Below are 17,283 nucleotides of genomic sequence, written 5' to 3' on the forward strand. Positions count from 1 at the left end.
TGTCGAGCTCCCAGGTTGGTGCACTACGGTCTCGTTGGTGTCCAGCGATGTGACCAACCTTGCCGGTGGTTTGCTCGCCCTTTCTGATCGCGGCGCCGGTGTTCCGCTGCGCGAGCTGGCGCTGGTGGGATTGACCGCGGCGATCATCACCTATTTCGCCACCGGACCGGTCCGCGTGCTGGCGACCCGGCTGGGCGCCGTCGCCTATCCGCGGGAACGCGACGTTCATGTGACGCCCACCCCGCGCATGGGCGGGCTGGCGATGTTCCTCGGCGTCGTCACCGCCGTGTTCCTGGCCTCCCAGCTTCCGGCGCTCACCCGCGGGTTCGTTTACTCCACCGGCATGCCCGCGGTCCTGGTGGCCGGCGCGGTCATCCTGGGGATCGGGCTGATCGACGACCGTTGGGGTCTGGATGCCCTGACCAAGTTCGCCGGCCAGATCACTGCGGCCAGCGTGCTGGTCACCATGGGCGTGGCCTGGAGCGTCCTGTACATCCCCATGGGCGGGGTCGGCACCATCGTGCTCGACCAGGCCTCGTCGATCCTGCTGACACTGGCGCTGACCGTATCGGTGGTCAACGCGATGAACTTCGTCGACGGGCTCGACGGGCTGGCCGCCGGGCTGGGCCTCATCACCGCGTTGGCGATCTGCATGTTCTCGGTCGGGCTGCTCCGCGACCACGGCGGCGACGTCCTGTTCTATCCGCCGGCGGTGATCTCGGTGGTGCTCGCCGGGGCGTGTCTGGGCTTTCTCCCACACAACTTTCATCGCGCCAAGATCTTCATGGGCGACTCCGGCTCGATGCTGATCGGCTTGATGCTCGCCGCCGCGTCCACGACGGCGGCCGGCCCCGTTTCGCAGAACGCCTACGGCGCCCGCGACGTGTTTGCCCTGCTGTCACCCTTCCTGCTGGTGGCGGCGGTGATCTTCGTGCCGATGCTCGATCTGCTGCTGGCGATCGTGCGTCGCACCCGCGCGGGCCGCAGCGCGTTCAGCCCCGACAAGATGCACCTGCATCACCGGTTGCTGCAGATCGGCCATTCGCACCGCCGCGTGGTGTTGCTGATCTATCTGTGGGTCGGCATCGTCGCGTTCGGCGCGGCGAGCACGATCTTTTTCCGTCCCCGCGACACCGCCGCGGTCATGCTGGGCGCCATCGTGGTCGCCGGTGTCGCCACGGCGATCCCGCTTTTGCGCCGGCGCGACGAGTACTACGACGAGGAGTAGTAGTAGGGGCCTGTTGTGTGGTACGGTCCAGGTAGAACCCCAAAAAGCCGCACAGGCAACCGGCCCCTCGGAGGCTAATCCGATCGGGCTGGTTCAAGACCGGCCTCGGGAGATACCCCTTGGGTGATTCAACTGTGACGTGCGATACGCTCGGCGGGCCACCGATCAGTCGGTCGAGGGGTTCCCGTATCACCAACCTGGGATTGAGGTGCTGCAGTGACGACACCAGCGCAGGACGCGCCGTTGGTGTTTCCCTCTGTTGCTTTCCGTCCGGTTCGGCTCTTCGCGATCAGCATTGCCATCACGGCGGTGGCGGTGCTCGCCGCCGGATTGTCCGGGCACCTGATGGTCGGCGTCTTCTTCGGGATCGGGCTGCTGCTGGGTTTGCTCAACGCGGTACTGGTGCGCCGCTCCGTTGAGTCGATCACCGCGAAGGATCACCCGCTGAAAAGGTCGATGGCCGTCAACTCGGCGTCACGGCTGGCCATCATCACCATCGTCGGGCTGATCATCGCCTACGTCTTCCGGCCCGCCGGCCTGGGCGTGGTGTTCGGGCTGGCGCTGTTCCAGATCCTCTTGGTGGCATCGACGGCGCTGCCGGTGTGGAAGAAGCTGCGCGCCGGCGACTGGGCGGAATCCGCGGACGGTGCCGGAGGCAACGCAGGAACCGAAGGTACGGAAGGAAGGAACACCACCGATGCCTGAGACGACGTTCCTGGCCGAAGCCGCGATCGAGGTCGGCGAGCACAGCCACGCCACCTGGCTCGGCATGACCGTCAACACCGACACCATCATGTCGACGGGGATCGCCGCGCTGATCGTGCTCGCGCTGGCCTTCTTCCTACGGGCGAAGATCACCTCGACCGGCGTCCCGAGCGGCGTGCAGTTGTTCTGGGAGGCCATCACGGTCCAGATGCGCGATCAGATCGAGGCCGCGGTGGGCATGCGCATCGCGCCGTTCGTGTTGCCGCTCGCGGTCACCATCTTTGTGTTCATCCTGATCTCCAACTGGCTGTCGGTGCTCCCGCTGCAATACACCGACGCCGCCGGGCACACCACCGAGTTGCTGAAGTCGGCGGCGGCGGACATCAATTACGTTCTGGCGCTGGCCCTTTTCGTCTTTGTCTGTTACCACGTGGCCGGCATCTGGCGCCGCGGCGTCGTCGGACACCCGCTCGCCGTGCTCAAAGGCCACGTGGCGTTCCTGGCGCCGATCAACGTCGTCGAGGAGTTGGCCAAGCCAATCTCGTTGTCACTCCGACTTTTCGGCAACATCTTCGCCGGCGGCATCCTGGTCGCGCTGATCGCGCTGTTCCCGCCGTACATCATGTGGGCGCCCAACGCGATCTGGAAAGCCTTCGACCTGTTCGTCGGGGCGATCCAGGCCTTCATCTTCTCGATTCTGACCATCTTGTACTTCAGTCAAGCCATGGAGATCGAGGATCACCATGACTAAAGCCAGCATGAATTGTTTTGTCCCACGCACCATTACAGAGGCCTGGTAGACCCCTACCAGATATCAAGGAGGATAAGAATGGCTCTGGACCCCCAAGTCGCTGCCGCTGCACTCATCGGCGGTGGACTCATCATGGGCGGCGGCGCGATCGGTGCCGGTATCGGTGACGGTATCGCCGGCAACGCGCTGGTTTCCGGGATCGCCCGGCAGCCCGAGGCGCAAGGCCGGCTGTTTACGCCGTTCTTCATCACCGTCGGTCTGGTTGAGGCGGCCTACTTCATCAACCTGGCCTTCATGGCGCTGTTCGTCTTCGCCACGCCCGTCGGCACCTAGTTCGCTGTGATGGGTGACGCGAGCCTGAGCGTTCTGGCGTCCAGCCAGGTGGTGGCAGAGGGAGGCAACAACTTCCTCGTTCCCAACGGCACCTTCTTCTTCGTGCTGGCCATCTTCCTGATCGTGCTGGCCGTCATCGGCACGTTCGTCGTGCCGCCGGTCATGAAGGTGTTGCGCGAGCGCGACGCCATGGTCGCCAAGACGGCCGCCGACACCAAGAAGGCGGCCGAGCAGTTCGAAGCCGCCCAGGCCGATTACGAAGAAGCCATGACCGAAGCCCGAGTGCAGGCGTCGTCGTTGCGCGACAACGCGCGCGCCGAGGGCCGTAAGGTCTTGGAAGACGCGCGCGCCCGGGCCGAGCAAGAGGTGTCCTCGACGTTGCAGCTGGCCGCCCAGCAATTGAAGCGGGAAAGGGACGCCGTGGAACTGGATTTGCGTGCCAACGTGGCGTCCATGGCGGCGACGTTGGCCAGCCGAATCCTCGGCGTCGATGTCGCCCCCGCCGCAGCGACCACATCCGCAACCAAGACATCCGGACGGTAATCACGTATGTCGACTTTCATCGGCCAGTTGGTGGGCTTTGCGGCCATCGTGTTCCTGGTGGTGCGTTATGTCGTGCCGCCGGTGCGTCGCTTGATGGCCGCGCGGCAAGCCGCGGTGCGCCAACAATTGAAGGACGCGGCCGCGGCGAGCGATCGGTTGACCGAGTCGACCACCGCGCACAGCAAGGCCGTGGAGGACGCCAAGGCCGAGTCGAAACGCGTTGTCGAAGAGGCGGAGTCGGACTCCAAGCGCATCACCGAACAGTTGGGGAACCAGGCCGGCGTCGAGGCGGAACGCATCAAGTCGCAGGGCGGCCGCCAGGTCGACCTGCTGCGCACCCAGCTGAGCCGTCAGCTCCGCTTGGAGCTCGGTCACGAAGCGGTGCGCCAGGCGGGCGAGCTGGTGCGTAACTTCGTCGCCGACGCCGCACAGCAATCGGCCACGGTGGATCGATTCCTCGACGACCTCGACGCGATGGCGCCCGCCTCGGCCGAGGTCCAGTATCCGCTGATGACCAAGATGCGCTCGTCGAGCCGCGTCGCGCTGACCAACCTGCAGGAGCGGTTCAGCACCCTCGCCAAAGACCTTGACAACAAGGGGCTTTCCACCCTGTCCGGTGAACTCGTCGCCGTGGCCCAGACGCTGGATCGCGAAATCGTTGTCACGCGGTATCTCACCGTGCCCGCCGAGGATGGGGCGCCCAGAGCCCGATTGATCGAGCGGTTGCTCGCCGGCAAGGTCGGCGACCCGACCCTCGACGTTCTGCGCGCTGCCGTATCGGAGCGTTGGTCGGCCAACTCCGACCTCATCGACGCCCTCGAGCACGTGTCGCGGCAGGCGCTGCTCGAAGTTGCCGAACGTGAGGACAAAGTCGACGACGTCGAGGAACAGCTGTTCCGGTTCTCCCGCATCCTGGACGCGCAACCGCGACTGGCCATCCTGCTGGGCGACTACGCCGTTCCGGTGGAAGGCCGAGTTGCGCTGCTGCGCAAGGTGCTCGACAGCGCGAGCGCCAGGGTCCAGCCGATCGTGGCCGCACTGCTGACCCAGACGATCGAGTTGCTCAGGGGCCAGCCCGCCGAGGAGGCCGTCCAGTTCCTCGCCGAGGTTGCGGTGGCGCGTCGCGGCGAAGTCGTTGCGCACGTCAGCGCGGCAGCCGAACTGAGTGACGCCCAGCGCACCCGCCTCACCGACGTGCTCGGTCGCATCTACGGTCATCCGGTCGCGGTGCAGCTGCAGGTCGACAGCGAACTGCTGGGCGGACTGCTCATCTCCGTGGCTGACGAAGTGATCGACGGGACGCTCGCGTCCCGTCTGACCGCGGCCGAGGCGCAGTTGCCCGACTGACCACCTGACCAATCACAAACCATTCCGACACAAGCGTTACGAAGATCAAGTAGGAAGACGAAAAGCCATGGCCGAGTTGACAATCTCCGCTGATGACATTCAGAGCGCCGTCGAGGAGTACGTAGGCTCTTTCACCTCCGACACCGCCCGCGAAGAGGTCGGTACCGTCGTCGACGCCGGTGACGGCATCGCCCACGTCGAAGGCCTGCCGTCCGTCATGACCCAGGAGTTGCTCGAGTTCCCCGGCGGCGTGCTCGGCGTGGCGCTCAACCTCGACGAGCACAGCGTCGGCGCGGTGATCCTGGGTGACTTCGAGAAGATCGCAGAGGGCCAGCAGGTCAAGCGCACCGGCGAGGTCCTCTCGGTCCCCGTCGGCGATGCGTTCCTGGGCCGTGTGGTCAACCCGCTGGGCCAGCCGATCGACGGCCAGGGCGACATCGAAACCGACATCCGGCGCGCCCTGGAGATCCAGGCGCCCTCGGTGGTTCAGCGGCAAAGCGTGAAAGAGCCGCTGCAGACCGGGATCAAGGCCATCGACGCGATGACGCCGATCGGCCGCGGCCAGCGCCAGCTGATCATCGGTGACCGCAAGACCGGCAAGACCGCCGTCTGCGTCGACACCATCCTCAACCAGCGGCAGAACTGGGAGACCGGCGACGAGCAAAAGCAGGTGCGCTGCGTGTATGTGGCCATCGGCCAGAAGGGCACCACGATCGCCTCGGTGCGGCGCGCGCTCGAAGAGGGCGGCGCGATGGACTACACCACCATCGTCGCGGCGCCGGCGTCGGACTCCGCCGGGTTCAAATGGCTTGCGCCCTACACCGGTTCGGCGATCGCCCAGCACTGGATGTACGACGGCAAGCACGTGCTGATCGTCTTCGACGACCTGAGCAAGCAGGCCGAGGCCTACCGCGCGATCTCGCTGCTGCTGCGCCGCCCGCCCGGCCGCGAGGCCTACCCGGGTGACGTGTTCTACCTGCACTCAAGGCTTTTGGAGCGTTGCGCCAAGCTTTCCGACGAGCTCGGTGGCGGCTCGTTGACCGGCCTGCCGATCATCGAGACCAAGGCCAACGACATCTCGGCCTACATCCCCACCAACGTCATCTCGATCACCGACGGGCAGTGCTTCCTCGAGTCCGACCTGTTCAACCAGGGTGTGCGGCCGGCCATCAACGTCGGTGTCTCGGTGTCCCGCGTGGGCGGTGCCGCGCAGATCAAGGCGATGAAGGAGGTGGCGGGTTCGCTGCGTTTGGACCTGTCGCAATTCCGCGAACTGGAATCGTTCGCCGCCTTCGCCTCCGACCTCGACGCGACGTCGAAGGCTCAGCTCGACCGCGGTGCACGGCTGGTGGAGCTGCTCAAGCAGCCGCAGTACCAGCCCATGCCCGTTGAGGAGCAAGTGATTTCGATCTTCCTCGGCACCGGTGGTCACCTGGACTCGGTGCCGGTGGAGGACGTCCGGCGCTTCGAAACCGAACTGCTGGACCACATGCGGGCCTCCGAAGAGAAGATCCTGTCGGGGATCCGCGACACCCAGAAGCTCTCCGACGAGGCGGCCGAAGAACTCGAGAAGGTGATCAACAACTTCAAGAAGGGCTTCGCTGCCACCGGTGGGGGATCGGTGGTGCCCGACGAGCACGTCGAGGCGCTCGATGAGGGCGAGCTGGAAAAGGAATCGGTGAAGGTCAAGAAGCCTGCACCCAAGAAGGCAAAGAAGTAGCAACCTATGGCTGCCACACTTCGTGAATTACGCGGACGCATCCGCTCGGCCGGGTCGATCAAAAAGATCACCAAGGCCCAGGAGTTGATCGCGACATCGCGGATCGGTCGGGCGCAGGCTCGGCTGGACTCCGCCAGGCCGTACGCCTTTCAGATCACCGCGATGCTCACCACGCTGGCCGCCGAGGCCGCGCTGGACCACCCGTTGCTCGTCGAGCGGTCCGAGCCGAAGCGTGCGGGCGTGCTGGTGGTGACTTCTGACCGGGGTCTGTGCGGTGCCTACAACGCGAGCATCTTCCGCCGGGCCGAGGAGCTCTTCTCCTTGCTGCGGGAACAGGGCAAGACGCCGGTGCTGTACGCCGTCGGCCGTAAAGCGCTGAATTACTACACGTTCCGCAACTGGGACATCAAAGGGTCCTGGACCGGTTTTTCCGAGCAACCGCAGTACGAGAACGCCGCCGAGATCGCCGAGACGTTGGTCGAAGCATTCATGCTGGGCACCGGCGACGAGGACGACGGTCAGTCTGACGCCGAGGGTGTCGACGAGTTGCACATCGTCTACAGCGAGTTCAAGTCGATGTTGTCGCAGGCGGCGGTCGCCCACCGGATCGCCCCCATGGTGGTCGAATACGTCGAGGAACAGCCCGAAGTGCGGACGTTGTATTCGTTCGAGCCGGACGCGACAACGCTTTTCGAGTCGCTGCTGCCGCGGTACTTGACCACCCGCGTTTACGAGGCGCTGCTCGAATCGGCGGCATCGGAGCTGGCGTCGCGCCAGCGCGCGATGAAGTCGGCCACCGACAACGCAGACGACCTCATCAAGGCCCTGACGCTGATGGCGAACCGCGAGCGGCAGGCCCAGATCACCCAGGAGATTAGCGAAATCGTCGGTGGCGCAAACGCGCTCGCCGACGCCCGCTAGGTAGCACCACTAGGAAGCGAAAGAAAATATGCCTGCTACGACAGCAACCGACGAGAAGTCCACGAAGTCGGCCAAGAGCGACACCAGCGGCCGGGTGGTACGGGTCACCGGGCCGGTCGTCGACGTCGAGTTCCCGCGGGGGTCCGTGCCGGAACTGTTCAACGCGCTGAACGCGGAGATCACGTTCGAGGAACTGGCGAAGACGCTCACGCTCGAGGTCGCCCAGCACCTCGGGGACAACCTGGTGCGCACCATCTCGCTGCAGCCCACCGACGGCCTGGTGCGTGGGGTCGAGGTGACCGACACCGGTCGTTCCATCTCGGTGCCCGTCGGCCAGGAGGTCAAGGGCCACGTGTTCAACGCCCTGGGGCACTGCCTGGACAAGCCGGGCTACGGAGAAGACTTCGAGCACTGGTCGATTCACCGCAAGCCGCCGCCGTTCGAAGAGCTCGAGCCGCGCACCGAGATGCTCGAAACGGGTCTGAAGGTCGTCGACCTGCTCACCCCGTATGTGCGTGGTGGCAAGATCGCGCTGTTCGGTGGTGCGGGCGTGGGCAAGACCGTGCTCATCCAGGAGATGATCAACCGTATTGCCCGTAACTTCGGTGGTACGTCAGTGTTCGCCGGGGTGGGGGAGCGCACCCGTGAGGGCAACGACCTCTGGGTCGAGCTGCAAGAAGCCAACGTGCTCAAGGACACCGCGCTGGTGTTCGGTCAGATGGACGAGCCGCCCGGCACTCGTATGCGGGTGGCGCTCTCCGCGCTGACCATGGCCGAGTGGTTCCGTGACGAGGCCGGCCAGGACGTGTTGTTGTTCATCGACAACATCTTCCGGTTCACTCAGGCCGGTTCGGAGGTGTCGACGCTGCTCGGTCGTATGCCGTCGGCGGTCGGTTACCAGCCCACGCTGGCCGACGAGATGGGTGAGCTGCAGGAGCGCATCACCTCGACCCGTGGCCGGTCGATCACGTCGATGCAGGCGGTCTACGTGCCCGCCGACGACTACACCGACCCGGCGCCGGCGACGACCTTCGCGCACCTGGACGCCACCACCGAGCTGTCGCGTTCGGTGTTCTCCAAGGGCATCTTCCCCGCGGTGGACCCGCTGGCCTCGAGCTCGACGATCCTCGACCCGAGTGTCGTCGGTGACGAGCACTACCGCGTGGCGCAGGAAGTCATCCGAATCCTGCAGCGGTACAAGGACCTTCAGGACATCATCGCGATCCTCGGTATCGACGAGCTGTCCGAAGAGGACAAGCAGCTCGTGCAGCGCGCACGGCGCATCGAGCGGTTCCTGTCGCAGAACATGATGGCGGCCGAGCAGTTCACCGGTCAGCCGGGTTCGACGGTACCGCTGAAGGAGACCATCGAGGCGTTCGACCGCGTGACCAAGGGCGAGTTCGACCACGTGCCCGAGCAGGCCTTCTTCTTGATCGGTGGCCTGGACGACTTGGCCAAGAAAGCAGAGAGCCTTGGCGCCAAGCTCTAACTTGCAGCCGGGCCGAAACCGGCCCGCAAGCTATCGAAGGGGTCTGTGGCATGGCCGAATTGAACGTTGAGATCGTCGCCGTTGACCGAAAGATCTGGTCGGGTGAGGCAACCTTCCTGTTCACCCGCACCACCGTCGGTGAGATCGGCATCATGCCCCGGCACATCCCATTGGTGGCGCAATTGGTCGACGACGCAATGGTGCGCGTCGAACGAGAGGGCGACGACGATCTACGGATCGCGGTGGACGGCGGATTCCTGTCGGTCACCGAGGAGGCGGTGACCATCCTCGCGGAATCCGCCGAGTTCGAGTCGGAAATCGACGAGCACGCGGCCAGAGAGGCTTCTGAGTCGGACGATCCGCGTATTGCCGCCAGGGGGCGCGCCCGATTGCGCGCCGTCGGCGCGATCGACTAACCGCCGATGAGCGCGCCCATGACCGCCATGGTCGTGCTCGTCGTCGTGCTGGCGGCCGCCGTTGTCGCGCTGAGTTATCGGCTGTGGAAGCTGCGTCAGGGCGGCACCGCCGGGATCATGCGAGACATCCCCGCGGTGGGTGGTCACGGGTGGCGACACGGGGTAATCCGTTACCGCGGCGGCGAAGCCGCGTTCTACCGCCTTTCCAGTCTGCGATTGTGGCCGGACCGACGGTTGAGCCGGCGGGGCGTGGAGATCGTGGCCAGGCGCGCGCCGCGCGGCGACGAGTTCGACATCATGACCGACGAGATCGTCGTCATCGAGCTGCGCGATACCACCCAGGACCGCCGGTCCGGCTACGAGATCGCGTTCGACAAGGGCGCGTTGACCGCGTTCCTGTCCTGGCTGGAGTCGCGTCCGTCGCCGCGTTCGCGCCGGCGCAGCATCTAGGCCGCATCACCAAACGTGTTGCCGTTTCGGCTAGCTCGGAGCATCCTTCCCGCCGCCCGGCTTCCAGAGCACATCGCCGTCTGGGTTGGCCACTCGCGACAGGATGAACAGCAGATCCGACAGGCGGTTCAGGTACTTCGCGGGCAGGACGTTGACCTGTTGCGGCGCCGCATCGACCGCCGCCCACGCCGAGCGCTCGGCCCGACGCACCACGGTGCGGGCGACATGCAGCAACGCCGACAACGGCGAACCCCCAGGCAACACAAAGGAATTCAGCTTCGGCAACGACTCGTTATATGTGTCACACCACTTTTCGAGCCGGTCGATGTAGGGCTGGGTGACCCGCAGCGCCGGATACTCGGGGTTTTCGACCACCGGGGTGGACAGATCCGCGCCGGCGTCGAAGAGGTCATTCTGGATCTGGCGCAATACGGCGCTGAGCTCGTCGCCGGGCTGACCGATGGCGACGGCGACGCCGATCGCCGAGTTCGCCTCGTCGCAGTCGGCGTAGGCCACGAGGCGGGGGTCGGTTTTGGGGACCCGCGAGAAGTCGCTCAATCCCGTGGTGCCGTCGTCGCCGGTCCGGGTGTAGATGCGAGTCAGGTGCACTGCCATGAGCAAAACGGTACTGCGGCGCGTAAAGGGGCCGGGACTTGCCTCGAGTGCTCGCTCCTCCGCACTCCGCTGCGCGGAGCGCATCGTCACCACGTGGCCCCGATGGCTTGGCTCCTCCGCACTCCGCTGCGCGGAGCGCATCGTCACCAAGCTGGCCGACTGACAAGCCGATACCGCTTCACTAGACTGACGCGGATGGCTGAGCGATTCGTGGTGACCGGCGGCAACCGGTTGTCAGGCGAAGTCGCGGTCGGGGGCGCAAAGAACAGTGTGCTCAAGCTCATGGCCGCGACGTTGTTGGCCGAGGGCACCAGCACCATCACCAATTGCCCCGACATCCTCGATGTGCCGCTGATGGCGGAGGTCCTGCGCGGCCTCGGCGCAACCGTCGAACTCGACGGCGACGTCGCCCGAATCACCTCGCCCGACGAGCCGAAATACGATGCCGACTTCGCCGCGGTGCGACAGTTCCGGGCTTCGGTGTGCGTGCTGGGGCCATTGGTCGGTCGGTGCAAGCGCGCCCGCGTCGCACTCCCCGGCGGAGACGCGATCGGCTCGCGGCCGCTGGACATGCACCAGGCCGGCCTGCGCCAGTTGGGCGCGCAATGCAACATCGAGCACGGATGCGTGGTGGCGCAGGCTGATACGTTGCGCGGCGCGGAGATTCAGTTGGAATTTCCGTCGGTGGGGGCCACCGAGAACATCCTGATGGCCGCGGTCGTGGCCGAAGGCGTCACCACCATCCACAATGCTGCGCGCGAACCCGACGTCGTCGATCTGTGCACGATGCTGAACCAGATGGGCGCCCAGGTCGAAGGCGCCGGTTCGCCGACCATGACCATCACCGGCGTCCCGCGGCTACACCCCACCGAACATCGCGTCATCGGGGATCGCATCGTCGCCGCCACGTGGGGCATCGCCGCCGCGATGACCCGCGGAGATATCTCGGTCACCGGCGTCGACCCGGGGCACCTGCAGGTGGTGCTGCACAAGCTGCACGACGCCGGCGCCACGGTCACCCAAACGGAAAGCAGCTTCCGGGTGACCCAGTACGAGCGGCCGAAGGCGGTCAACGTGGCGACGCTGCCTTTTCCCGGGTTTCCCACCGACCTGCAGCCCATGGCGATCGCGCTGGCCTCGGTCGCCGACGGCACGTCGATGATCACCGAGAACGTATTCGAGGCGCGCTTTCGTTTCGTCGAGGAAATGATTCGGCTGGGCGCCGACGCCCGCACCGACGGGCACCACGCCGTCGTGCGCGGACTGCCGCAATTGTCGAGCGCGCCGGTGTGGTGTTCGGACATTCGGGCCGGCGCCGGCCTGGTGTTGGCGGGGCTTGTCGCCGACGGCGACACCGAGGTCCACGACGTCTTTCACATCGATCGCGGCTACCCGTTGTTCGTGGAAAACCTGGCGATTTTGGGAGCGGAGATCGAGCGGGTAGAGTAACCAAAGTCAGTGCCCCACAAGCGCGATCACCAACGCGAAGGTGGACGAGAGCGGGGCCTTGACTCCCTCGCTGGATTGGTACTAGCCTGGCACGGCTGCTCCCGACACGGTCTCTGGAAGACCAAAAACTGGGAGTTGACTCCACTGCCGGACTTGTATTAAGCTGGCAGGGTTGCCCCAAAACGGGCGAAACAAGTGTTGTTTGAGAACTCAATAGTGTGTTTGGTCTTTTTATTTGTTGTTGTTTTTTGGCCATACCTAACACCCCCCGTGTGTGGGTATGGCAATTTTTGATGCCAGTTTTTGGTGTCTTTTTGTTAGGTCAGATTTTCTCTGATTGTGAATTCGCCTCGTTCATCGAGGAGTTTTTGTTTGGAGAGTTTGATCCTGGCTCAGGACGAACGCTGGCGGCGTGCTTAACACATGCAAGTCGAACGGAAAGGCCCCTTCGGGGGTACTCGAGTGGCGAACGGGTGAGTAACACGTGGGCAATCTGCCCTGCACTTCGGGATAAGCCTGGGAAACTGGGTCTAATACCGGATAGGACCTTTAGACGCATGTCTTTTGGTGGAAAGCTTTTGCGGTGTGGGATGGGCCCGCGGCCTATCAGCTTGTTGGTGGGGTGACGGCCTACCAAGGCGACGACGGGTAGCCGGCCTGAGAGGGTGTCCGGCCACACTGGGACTGAGATACGGCCCAGACTCCTACGGGAGGCAGCAGTGGGGAATATTGCACAATGGGCGCAAGCCTGATGCAGCGACGCCGCGTGGGGGATGACGGCCTTCGGGTTGTAAACCTCTTTCACCATCGACGAAGGTTCGGGTTTTCTCGGATTGACGGTAGGTGGAGAAGAAGCACCGGCCAACTACGTGCCAGCAGCCGCGGTAATACGTAGGGTGCGAGCGTTGTCCGGAATTACTGGGCGTAAAGAGCTCGTAGGTGGTTTGTCGCGTTGTTCGTGAAATCTCACGGCTTAACTGTGAGCGTGCGGGCGATACGGGCAGACTAGAGTACTGCAGGGGAGACTGGAATTCCTGGTGTAGCGGTGGAATGCGCAGATATCAGGAGGAACACCGGTGGCGAAGGCGGGTCTCTGGGCAGTAACTGACGCTGAGGAGCGAAAGCGTGGGGAGCGAACAGGATTAGATACCCTGGTAGTCCACGCCGTAAACGGTGGGTACTAGGTGTGGGTTTCCTTCCTTGGGATCCGTGCCGTAGCTAACGCATTAAGTACCCCGCCTGGGGAGTACGGCCGCAAGGCTAAAACTCAAAGGAATTGACGGGGGCCCGCACAAGCGGCGGAGCATGTGGATTAATTCGATGCAACGCGAAGAACCTTACCTGGGTTTGACATGCACAGGACGCGTCTAGAGATAGGCGTTCCCTTGTGGCCTGTGTGCAGGTGGTGCATGGCTGTCGTCAGCTCGTGTCGTGAGATGTTGGGTTAAGTCCCGCAACGAGCGCAACCCTTGTCTCATGTTGCCAGCGGGTAATGCCGGGGACTCGTGAGAGACTGCCGGGGTCAACTCGGAGGAAGGTGGGGATGACGTCAAGTCATCATGCCCCTTATGTCCAGGGCTTCACACATGCTACAATGGCCGGTACAAAGGGCTGCGATGCCGCAAGGTTAAGCGAATCCTTTTAAAGCCGGTCTCAGTTCGGATTGGGGTCTGCAACTCGACCCCATGAAGTCGGAGTCGCTAGTAATCGCAGATCAGCAACGCTGCGGTGAATACGTTCCCGGGCCTTGTACACACCGCCCGTCACGTCATGAAAGTCGGTAACACCCGAAGCCAGTGGCCTAACCCTTTGGGAGGGAGCTGTCGAAGGTGGGATCGGCGATTGGGACGAAGTCGTAACAAGGTAGCCGTACCGGAAGGTGCGGCTGGATCACCTCCTTTCTAAGGAGCACCACGAAAAGCACTCCAATTGGTGGGGTGCGAGCCGTGAGGGGTTCTCGTCTGTAGTGGATGGGAGCCGGGTGCACAACAGCAAATGATTGCCAGACACACTATTGGGCCCTGAGACAACACTCGGTCGATCCGTGTGGAGTCCCTCCATCTTGGTGGTGGGGTGTGGTGTTTGAGTATTGGATAGTGGTTGCGAGCATCTAGATGAGCGCATAGTCCTTTGTGGCTGATGCGTTTATCAAAATGTGTAATTTCTTTTTTGGTTTTTGTGTGTAAGTAAGTGTTTAAGGGCGCATGGTGGATGCCTTGGCATCGAGAGCCGATGAAGGACGTAGGAGGCTGCGATATGCCTCGGGGAGCTGCCAACCGAGCATTGATCCGAGGATTTCCGAATGGGGAAACCCAGCACGAGTGATGTCGTGTTACCCGCATCTGAATATATAGGGTGCGGGAGGGAACGCGGGGAAGTGAAACATCTCAGTACCCGTAGGAGAAGAAAACAATTGTGATTCCGTAAGTAGTGGCGAGCGAACGCGGAACAGGCTAAACCGCACGCATGTGATACCGGGTAGGGGTTGTGTGTGCGGGGTTGTGGGAGGATACATCTCAGCTCTACCTGGCTGAGGGGTAGTCAGAAAGTGTCGTGGTTAGCGGAAGTGGCCTGGGATGGTCTGCCGTAGACGGTGAGAGCCCGGTACGCGAAAACCCGTCACCTACCTTGTATCAATTCCCGAGTAGCAGCGGGCCCGTGGAATCTGCTGTGAATCTGCCGGGACCACCCGGTAAGCCTAAATACTTCTCGATGACCGATAGCGGATTAGTACCGTGAGGGAATGGTGAAAAGTACCCCGGGAGGGGAGTGAAATAGTACCTGAAACCGTGTGCCTACAATCCGTCAGAGCCTCCTTGTGGGGTGATGGCGTGCCTTTTGAAGAATGAGCCTGCGAGTCAGGGACACGTCGCGAGGTTAACCCGTGCGGGGTAGCCGCAGCGAAAGCGAGTCTGAATAGGGCGCATCCCCTTTGGGGTGTAGTGGCGTGTTCTGGACCCGAAGCGGAGTGATCTACCCATGGCCAGGGTGAAGCGCGGGTAAGACCGCGTGGAGGCCCGAACCCACTTAGGTTGAAGACTGAGGGGATGAGCTGTGGGTAGGGGTGAAAGGCCAATCAAACTCCGTGATAGCTGGTTCTCCCCGAAATGCATTTAGGTGCAGCGTTACGTGGTTCACCACGGAGGTAGAGCTACTGGATGGCCGATGGGCCCTACTAGGTTACTGACGTCAGCCAAACTCCGAATGCCGTGGTGTAAAGCGTGGCAGTGAGACGGCGGGGGATAAGCTCCGTACGTCGAAAGGGAAACAGCCCAGATCGCCGGCTAAGGCCCCTAAGCGTGTGCTAAGTGGAAAAGGATGTGCAGTCGCAGAGACAACCAGGAGGTTGGCTTAGAAGCAGCCACCCTTGAAAGAGTGCGTAATAGCTCACTGGTCAAGTGATTGTGCGCCGATAATGTAGCGGGGCTCAAGCACACCGCCGAAGCCGCGGCACATTCACCGTACGGTGGATGTGGGTAGGGGAGCGTCCCTCATTCAGCGAAGCCTCCGGGTGACCGGTGGTGGAGGATGGGGGAGTGAGAATGCAGGCATGAGTAGCGATAAGGCAAGTGAGAACCTTGCCCGCCGTAAGACCAAGGGTTCCTGGGCCAGGCCAGTCCGCCCAGGGTGAGTCGGGACCTAAGGCGAGGCCGACAGGCGTAGTCGATGGACAACGGGTTGATATTCCCGTACCCGTGTATGGGCGTCCCTGATGAATCAGCGGTACTAACCACCCAAAACCGGATCGACCATTCCCCTTCGGGGGCATGGAGTTTCGGGGCTGCGTGGGACCTTCGCTGGTAGTAGTCAAGCAATGGGGTGACGCAGGAAGGTAGCCGTACCAGTCAGTGGTAATACTGGGGCAAGCCTGTAGGGAGAGCGATAGGCAAATCCGTCGCTCATTAATCCTGAGAGGTGATGCATAGCCGATTGAGGTGAATTCGGTGATCCTCTGCTGCCAAGAAAAGCCTCTAGCGAGCACATACACGGCCCGTACCCCAAACCAACACAGGTGGTCAGGTAGAGAATACCAAGGCGTACGAGATAACTATGGTTAAGGAACTCGGCAAAATGCCCCCGTAACTTCGGGAGAAGGGGGGCCGGAATACCGTGAACACCCTTGCGGTGGGAGCGGGATTCGGCCGCAGAAACCAGTGGGTAGCGACTGTTTACTAAAAACACAGGTCCGTGCGAAGTCGCAAGACGATGTATACGGACTGACGCCTGCCCGGTGCTGGAAGGTTAAGAGGACCCGTTAACCGTAAGGTGAAGCGGAGAATTTAAGCCCCAGTAAACGGCGGTGGTAACTATAACCATCCTAAGGTAGCGAAATTCCTTGTCGGGTAAGTTCCGACCTGCACGAATGGCGTAACGACTTCCCAACTGTCTCAACCATAGACTCGGCGAAATTGCACTACGAGTAAAGATGCTCGTTACGCGCGGCAGGACGAAAAGACCCCGGGACCTTCACTACAACTTGGTATTGGTGTTCGGTACGGTTTGTGTAGGATAGGTGGGAGACTGTGAAATACAGACGCCAGTTTGTATGGAGTCGTTGTTGAAATACCACTCTGATCGTATTGGACACCTAACGTCGAACCCTTATCGGGTTCACGGACAGTGCCTGGCGGGTAGTTTAACTGGGGCGGTTGCCTCCTAAAATGTAACGGAGGCGCCCAAAGGTTCCCTCAACCTGGACGGCAATCAGGTGACGAGTGTAAGTGCACAAGGGAGCTTGACTGCGAGACTTACAAGTCAAGCAGGGACGAAAGTCGGGACTAGTGATCCGGCACCCCCGAGTGGAAGGGGTGTCGCTCAACGGATAAAAGGTACCCCGGGGATAACAGGCTGATCTTCCCCAAGAGTCCATATCGACGGGATGGTTTGGCACCTCGATGTCGGCTCGTCGCATCCTGGGGCTGGAGCAGGTCCCAAGGGTTGGGCTGTTCGCCCATTAAAGCGGCACGCGAGCTGGGTTTAGAACGTCGTGAGACAGTTCGGTCTCTATCCGCCGCGCGCGTCAGAAACTTGAGGAAACCTGTCCCTAGTACGAGAGGACCGGGACGGACGAACCTCTGGTATACCAGTTGTTCCACCAGGAGCACGGCTGGATAGCCACGTTCGGACAGGATAACCGCTGAAAGCATCTAAGCGGGAAACCTTCTCCAAGATCAGGTTTCTCACCCTTTTAGAGGGATAAGGCCCCCCGCAGACCACGGGTTCGATAGGCCAGACCTGGAAGCTCAGTAATGAGTGCAGGGAACTGGCACTAACCGGCCGAAAACTTACCAACACACAATCGCAACCACAGTCCAT

Annotated in this window: 13 protein-coding genes and 2 rRNA genes; 14 read left to right on the top strand and 1 reads right to left on the bottom strand. The window is 62.6% G+C overall.

Features of this window, described 5'->3' with window-relative positions; genetic code table 11:
• The first annotated feature begins 34 nt into the window (after nt 1–34).
• From rfe to JF781_RS01945, 11 genes are all read left to right on the top strand, one after another.
• Nucleotides 35–1,228 carry a glycosyltransferase family 4 protein gene (gene rfe / locus JF781_RS01895; protein WP_225326715.1) on the top strand — a complete coding sequence of 398 codons (1,194 nt, stop codon included), beginning with the start codon at nt 35–37 and terminating at the stop codon, nt 1,226–1,228.
• 216 nt (nt 1,229–1,444) lie between these two features.
• Complete coding sequence (locus JF781_RS01900) at nt 1,445–1,933, top strand: ATP synthase subunit I (RefSeq protein ID WP_225326714.1); 489 nt, start codon at nt 1,445–1,447, stop codon at nt 1,931–1,933.
• Nucleotides 1,926–2,684, top strand: coding sequence for a F0F1 ATP synthase subunit A (gene atpB / locus JF781_RS01905; RefSeq protein WP_225326713.1), 759 nt, complete (start codon nt 1,926–1,928; stop codon nt 2,682–2,684). Before JF781_RS01900 ends, atpB begins: the two co-directional genes overlap by 8 nt.
• A gap of 84 nt (nt 2,685–2,768) precedes the next feature.
• Complete coding sequence (locus JF781_RS01910; protein ID WP_024636915.1) at nt 2,769–3,017, top strand: F0F1 ATP synthase subunit C; 249 nt, start codon at nt 2,769–2,771, stop codon at nt 3,015–3,017.
• Between the two features lie 9 nt (nt 3,018–3,026).
• Nucleotides 3,027–3,560 carry a F0F1 ATP synthase subunit B gene (locus JF781_RS01915; protein ID WP_225326712.1) on the top strand — a complete coding sequence of 178 codons (534 nt, stop codon included), beginning with the start codon at nt 3,027–3,029 and terminating at the stop codon, nt 3,558–3,560.
• 6 nt (nt 3,561–3,566) lie between these two features.
• Entirely contained in the window at nt 3,567–4,907 is a 1,341-nt protein-coding gene (locus JF781_RS01920) for a F0F1 ATP synthase subunit B/delta (protein ID WP_225326711.1), read from the top strand.
• A 67-nt stretch (nt 4,908–4,974) separates the two neighbouring features.
• Nucleotides 4,975–6,627: a F0F1 ATP synthase subunit alpha gene (gene atpA, locus JF781_RS01925; protein WP_225326710.1), complete on the top strand. Its 1,653-nt coding sequence runs from the start codon at nt 4,975–4,977 to the stop codon at nt 6,625–6,627.
• A gap of 6 nt (nt 6,628–6,633) precedes the next feature.
• Complete coding sequence (locus tag JF781_RS01930; protein ID WP_225326709.1) at nt 6,634–7,548, top strand: F0F1 ATP synthase subunit gamma; 915 nt, start codon at nt 6,634–6,636, stop codon at nt 7,546–7,548.
• A 28-nt stretch (nt 7,549–7,576) separates the two neighbouring features.
• Entirely contained in the window at nt 7,577–9,037 is a 1,461-nt protein-coding gene (gene atpD / locus JF781_RS01935) for a F0F1 ATP synthase subunit beta (protein ID WP_225326708.1), read from the top strand.
• A 50-nt stretch (nt 9,038–9,087) separates the two neighbouring features.
• Nucleotides 9,088–9,453 (top strand): F0F1 ATP synthase subunit epsilon, encoded by a 366-nt coding sequence (locus tag JF781_RS01940; protein WP_225326707.1) that lies wholly within the window; start codon nt 9,088–9,090, stop codon nt 9,451–9,453.
• 6 nt (nt 9,454–9,459) lie between these two features.
• Nucleotides 9,460–9,903, top strand: coding sequence for a DUF2550 domain-containing protein (locus tag JF781_RS01945; protein ID WP_225326706.1), 444 nt, complete (start codon nt 9,460–9,462; stop codon nt 9,901–9,903).
• 30 nt (nt 9,904–9,933) lie between these two features.
• On the opposite strand, the gene JF781_RS01950 is transcribed toward JF781_RS01945, so the two are convergent.
• Nucleotides 9,934–10,518, bottom strand: coding sequence for a cob(I)yrinic acid a,c-diamide adenosyltransferase (locus JF781_RS01950; RefSeq protein ID WP_225326705.1), 585 nt, complete (start codon nt 10,516–10,518; stop codon nt 9,934–9,936).
• A gap of 195 nt (nt 10,519–10,713) precedes the next feature.
• Between JF781_RS01950 and murA the strand changes: the two genes are divergently transcribed.
• The 3 genes from murA to JF781_RS01965 all read left to right on the top strand — a co-directional run bounded on the left by murA (nt 10,714) and on the right by JF781_RS01965 (nt 17,260).
• Complete coding sequence (gene murA / locus JF781_RS01955; RefSeq protein ID WP_225326704.1) at nt 10,714–11,967, top strand: UDP-N-acetylglucosamine 1-carboxyvinyltransferase; 1,254 nt, start codon at nt 10,714–10,716, stop codon at nt 11,965–11,967.
• A 369-nt stretch (nt 11,968–12,336) separates the two neighbouring features.
• A 16S ribosomal RNA gene (locus JF781_RS01960) occupies nt 12,337–13,868 on the top strand.
• Between the two features lie 283 nt (nt 13,869–14,151).
• Nucleotides 14,152–17,260: ribosomal RNA gene (locus JF781_RS01965) — 23S ribosomal RNA — on the top strand.
• The 16S and 23S rRNA genes sit together here, the layout of an rRNA operon.
• Nucleotides 17,261–17,283 lie beyond the last annotated feature (23 nt).

Source organism: Mycobacterium sp. WUMAC-067 (assembly GCF_020217485.1).
Lineage (GTDB): Bacteria > Actinomycetota > Actinomycetes > Mycobacteriales > Mycobacteriaceae > Mycobacterium.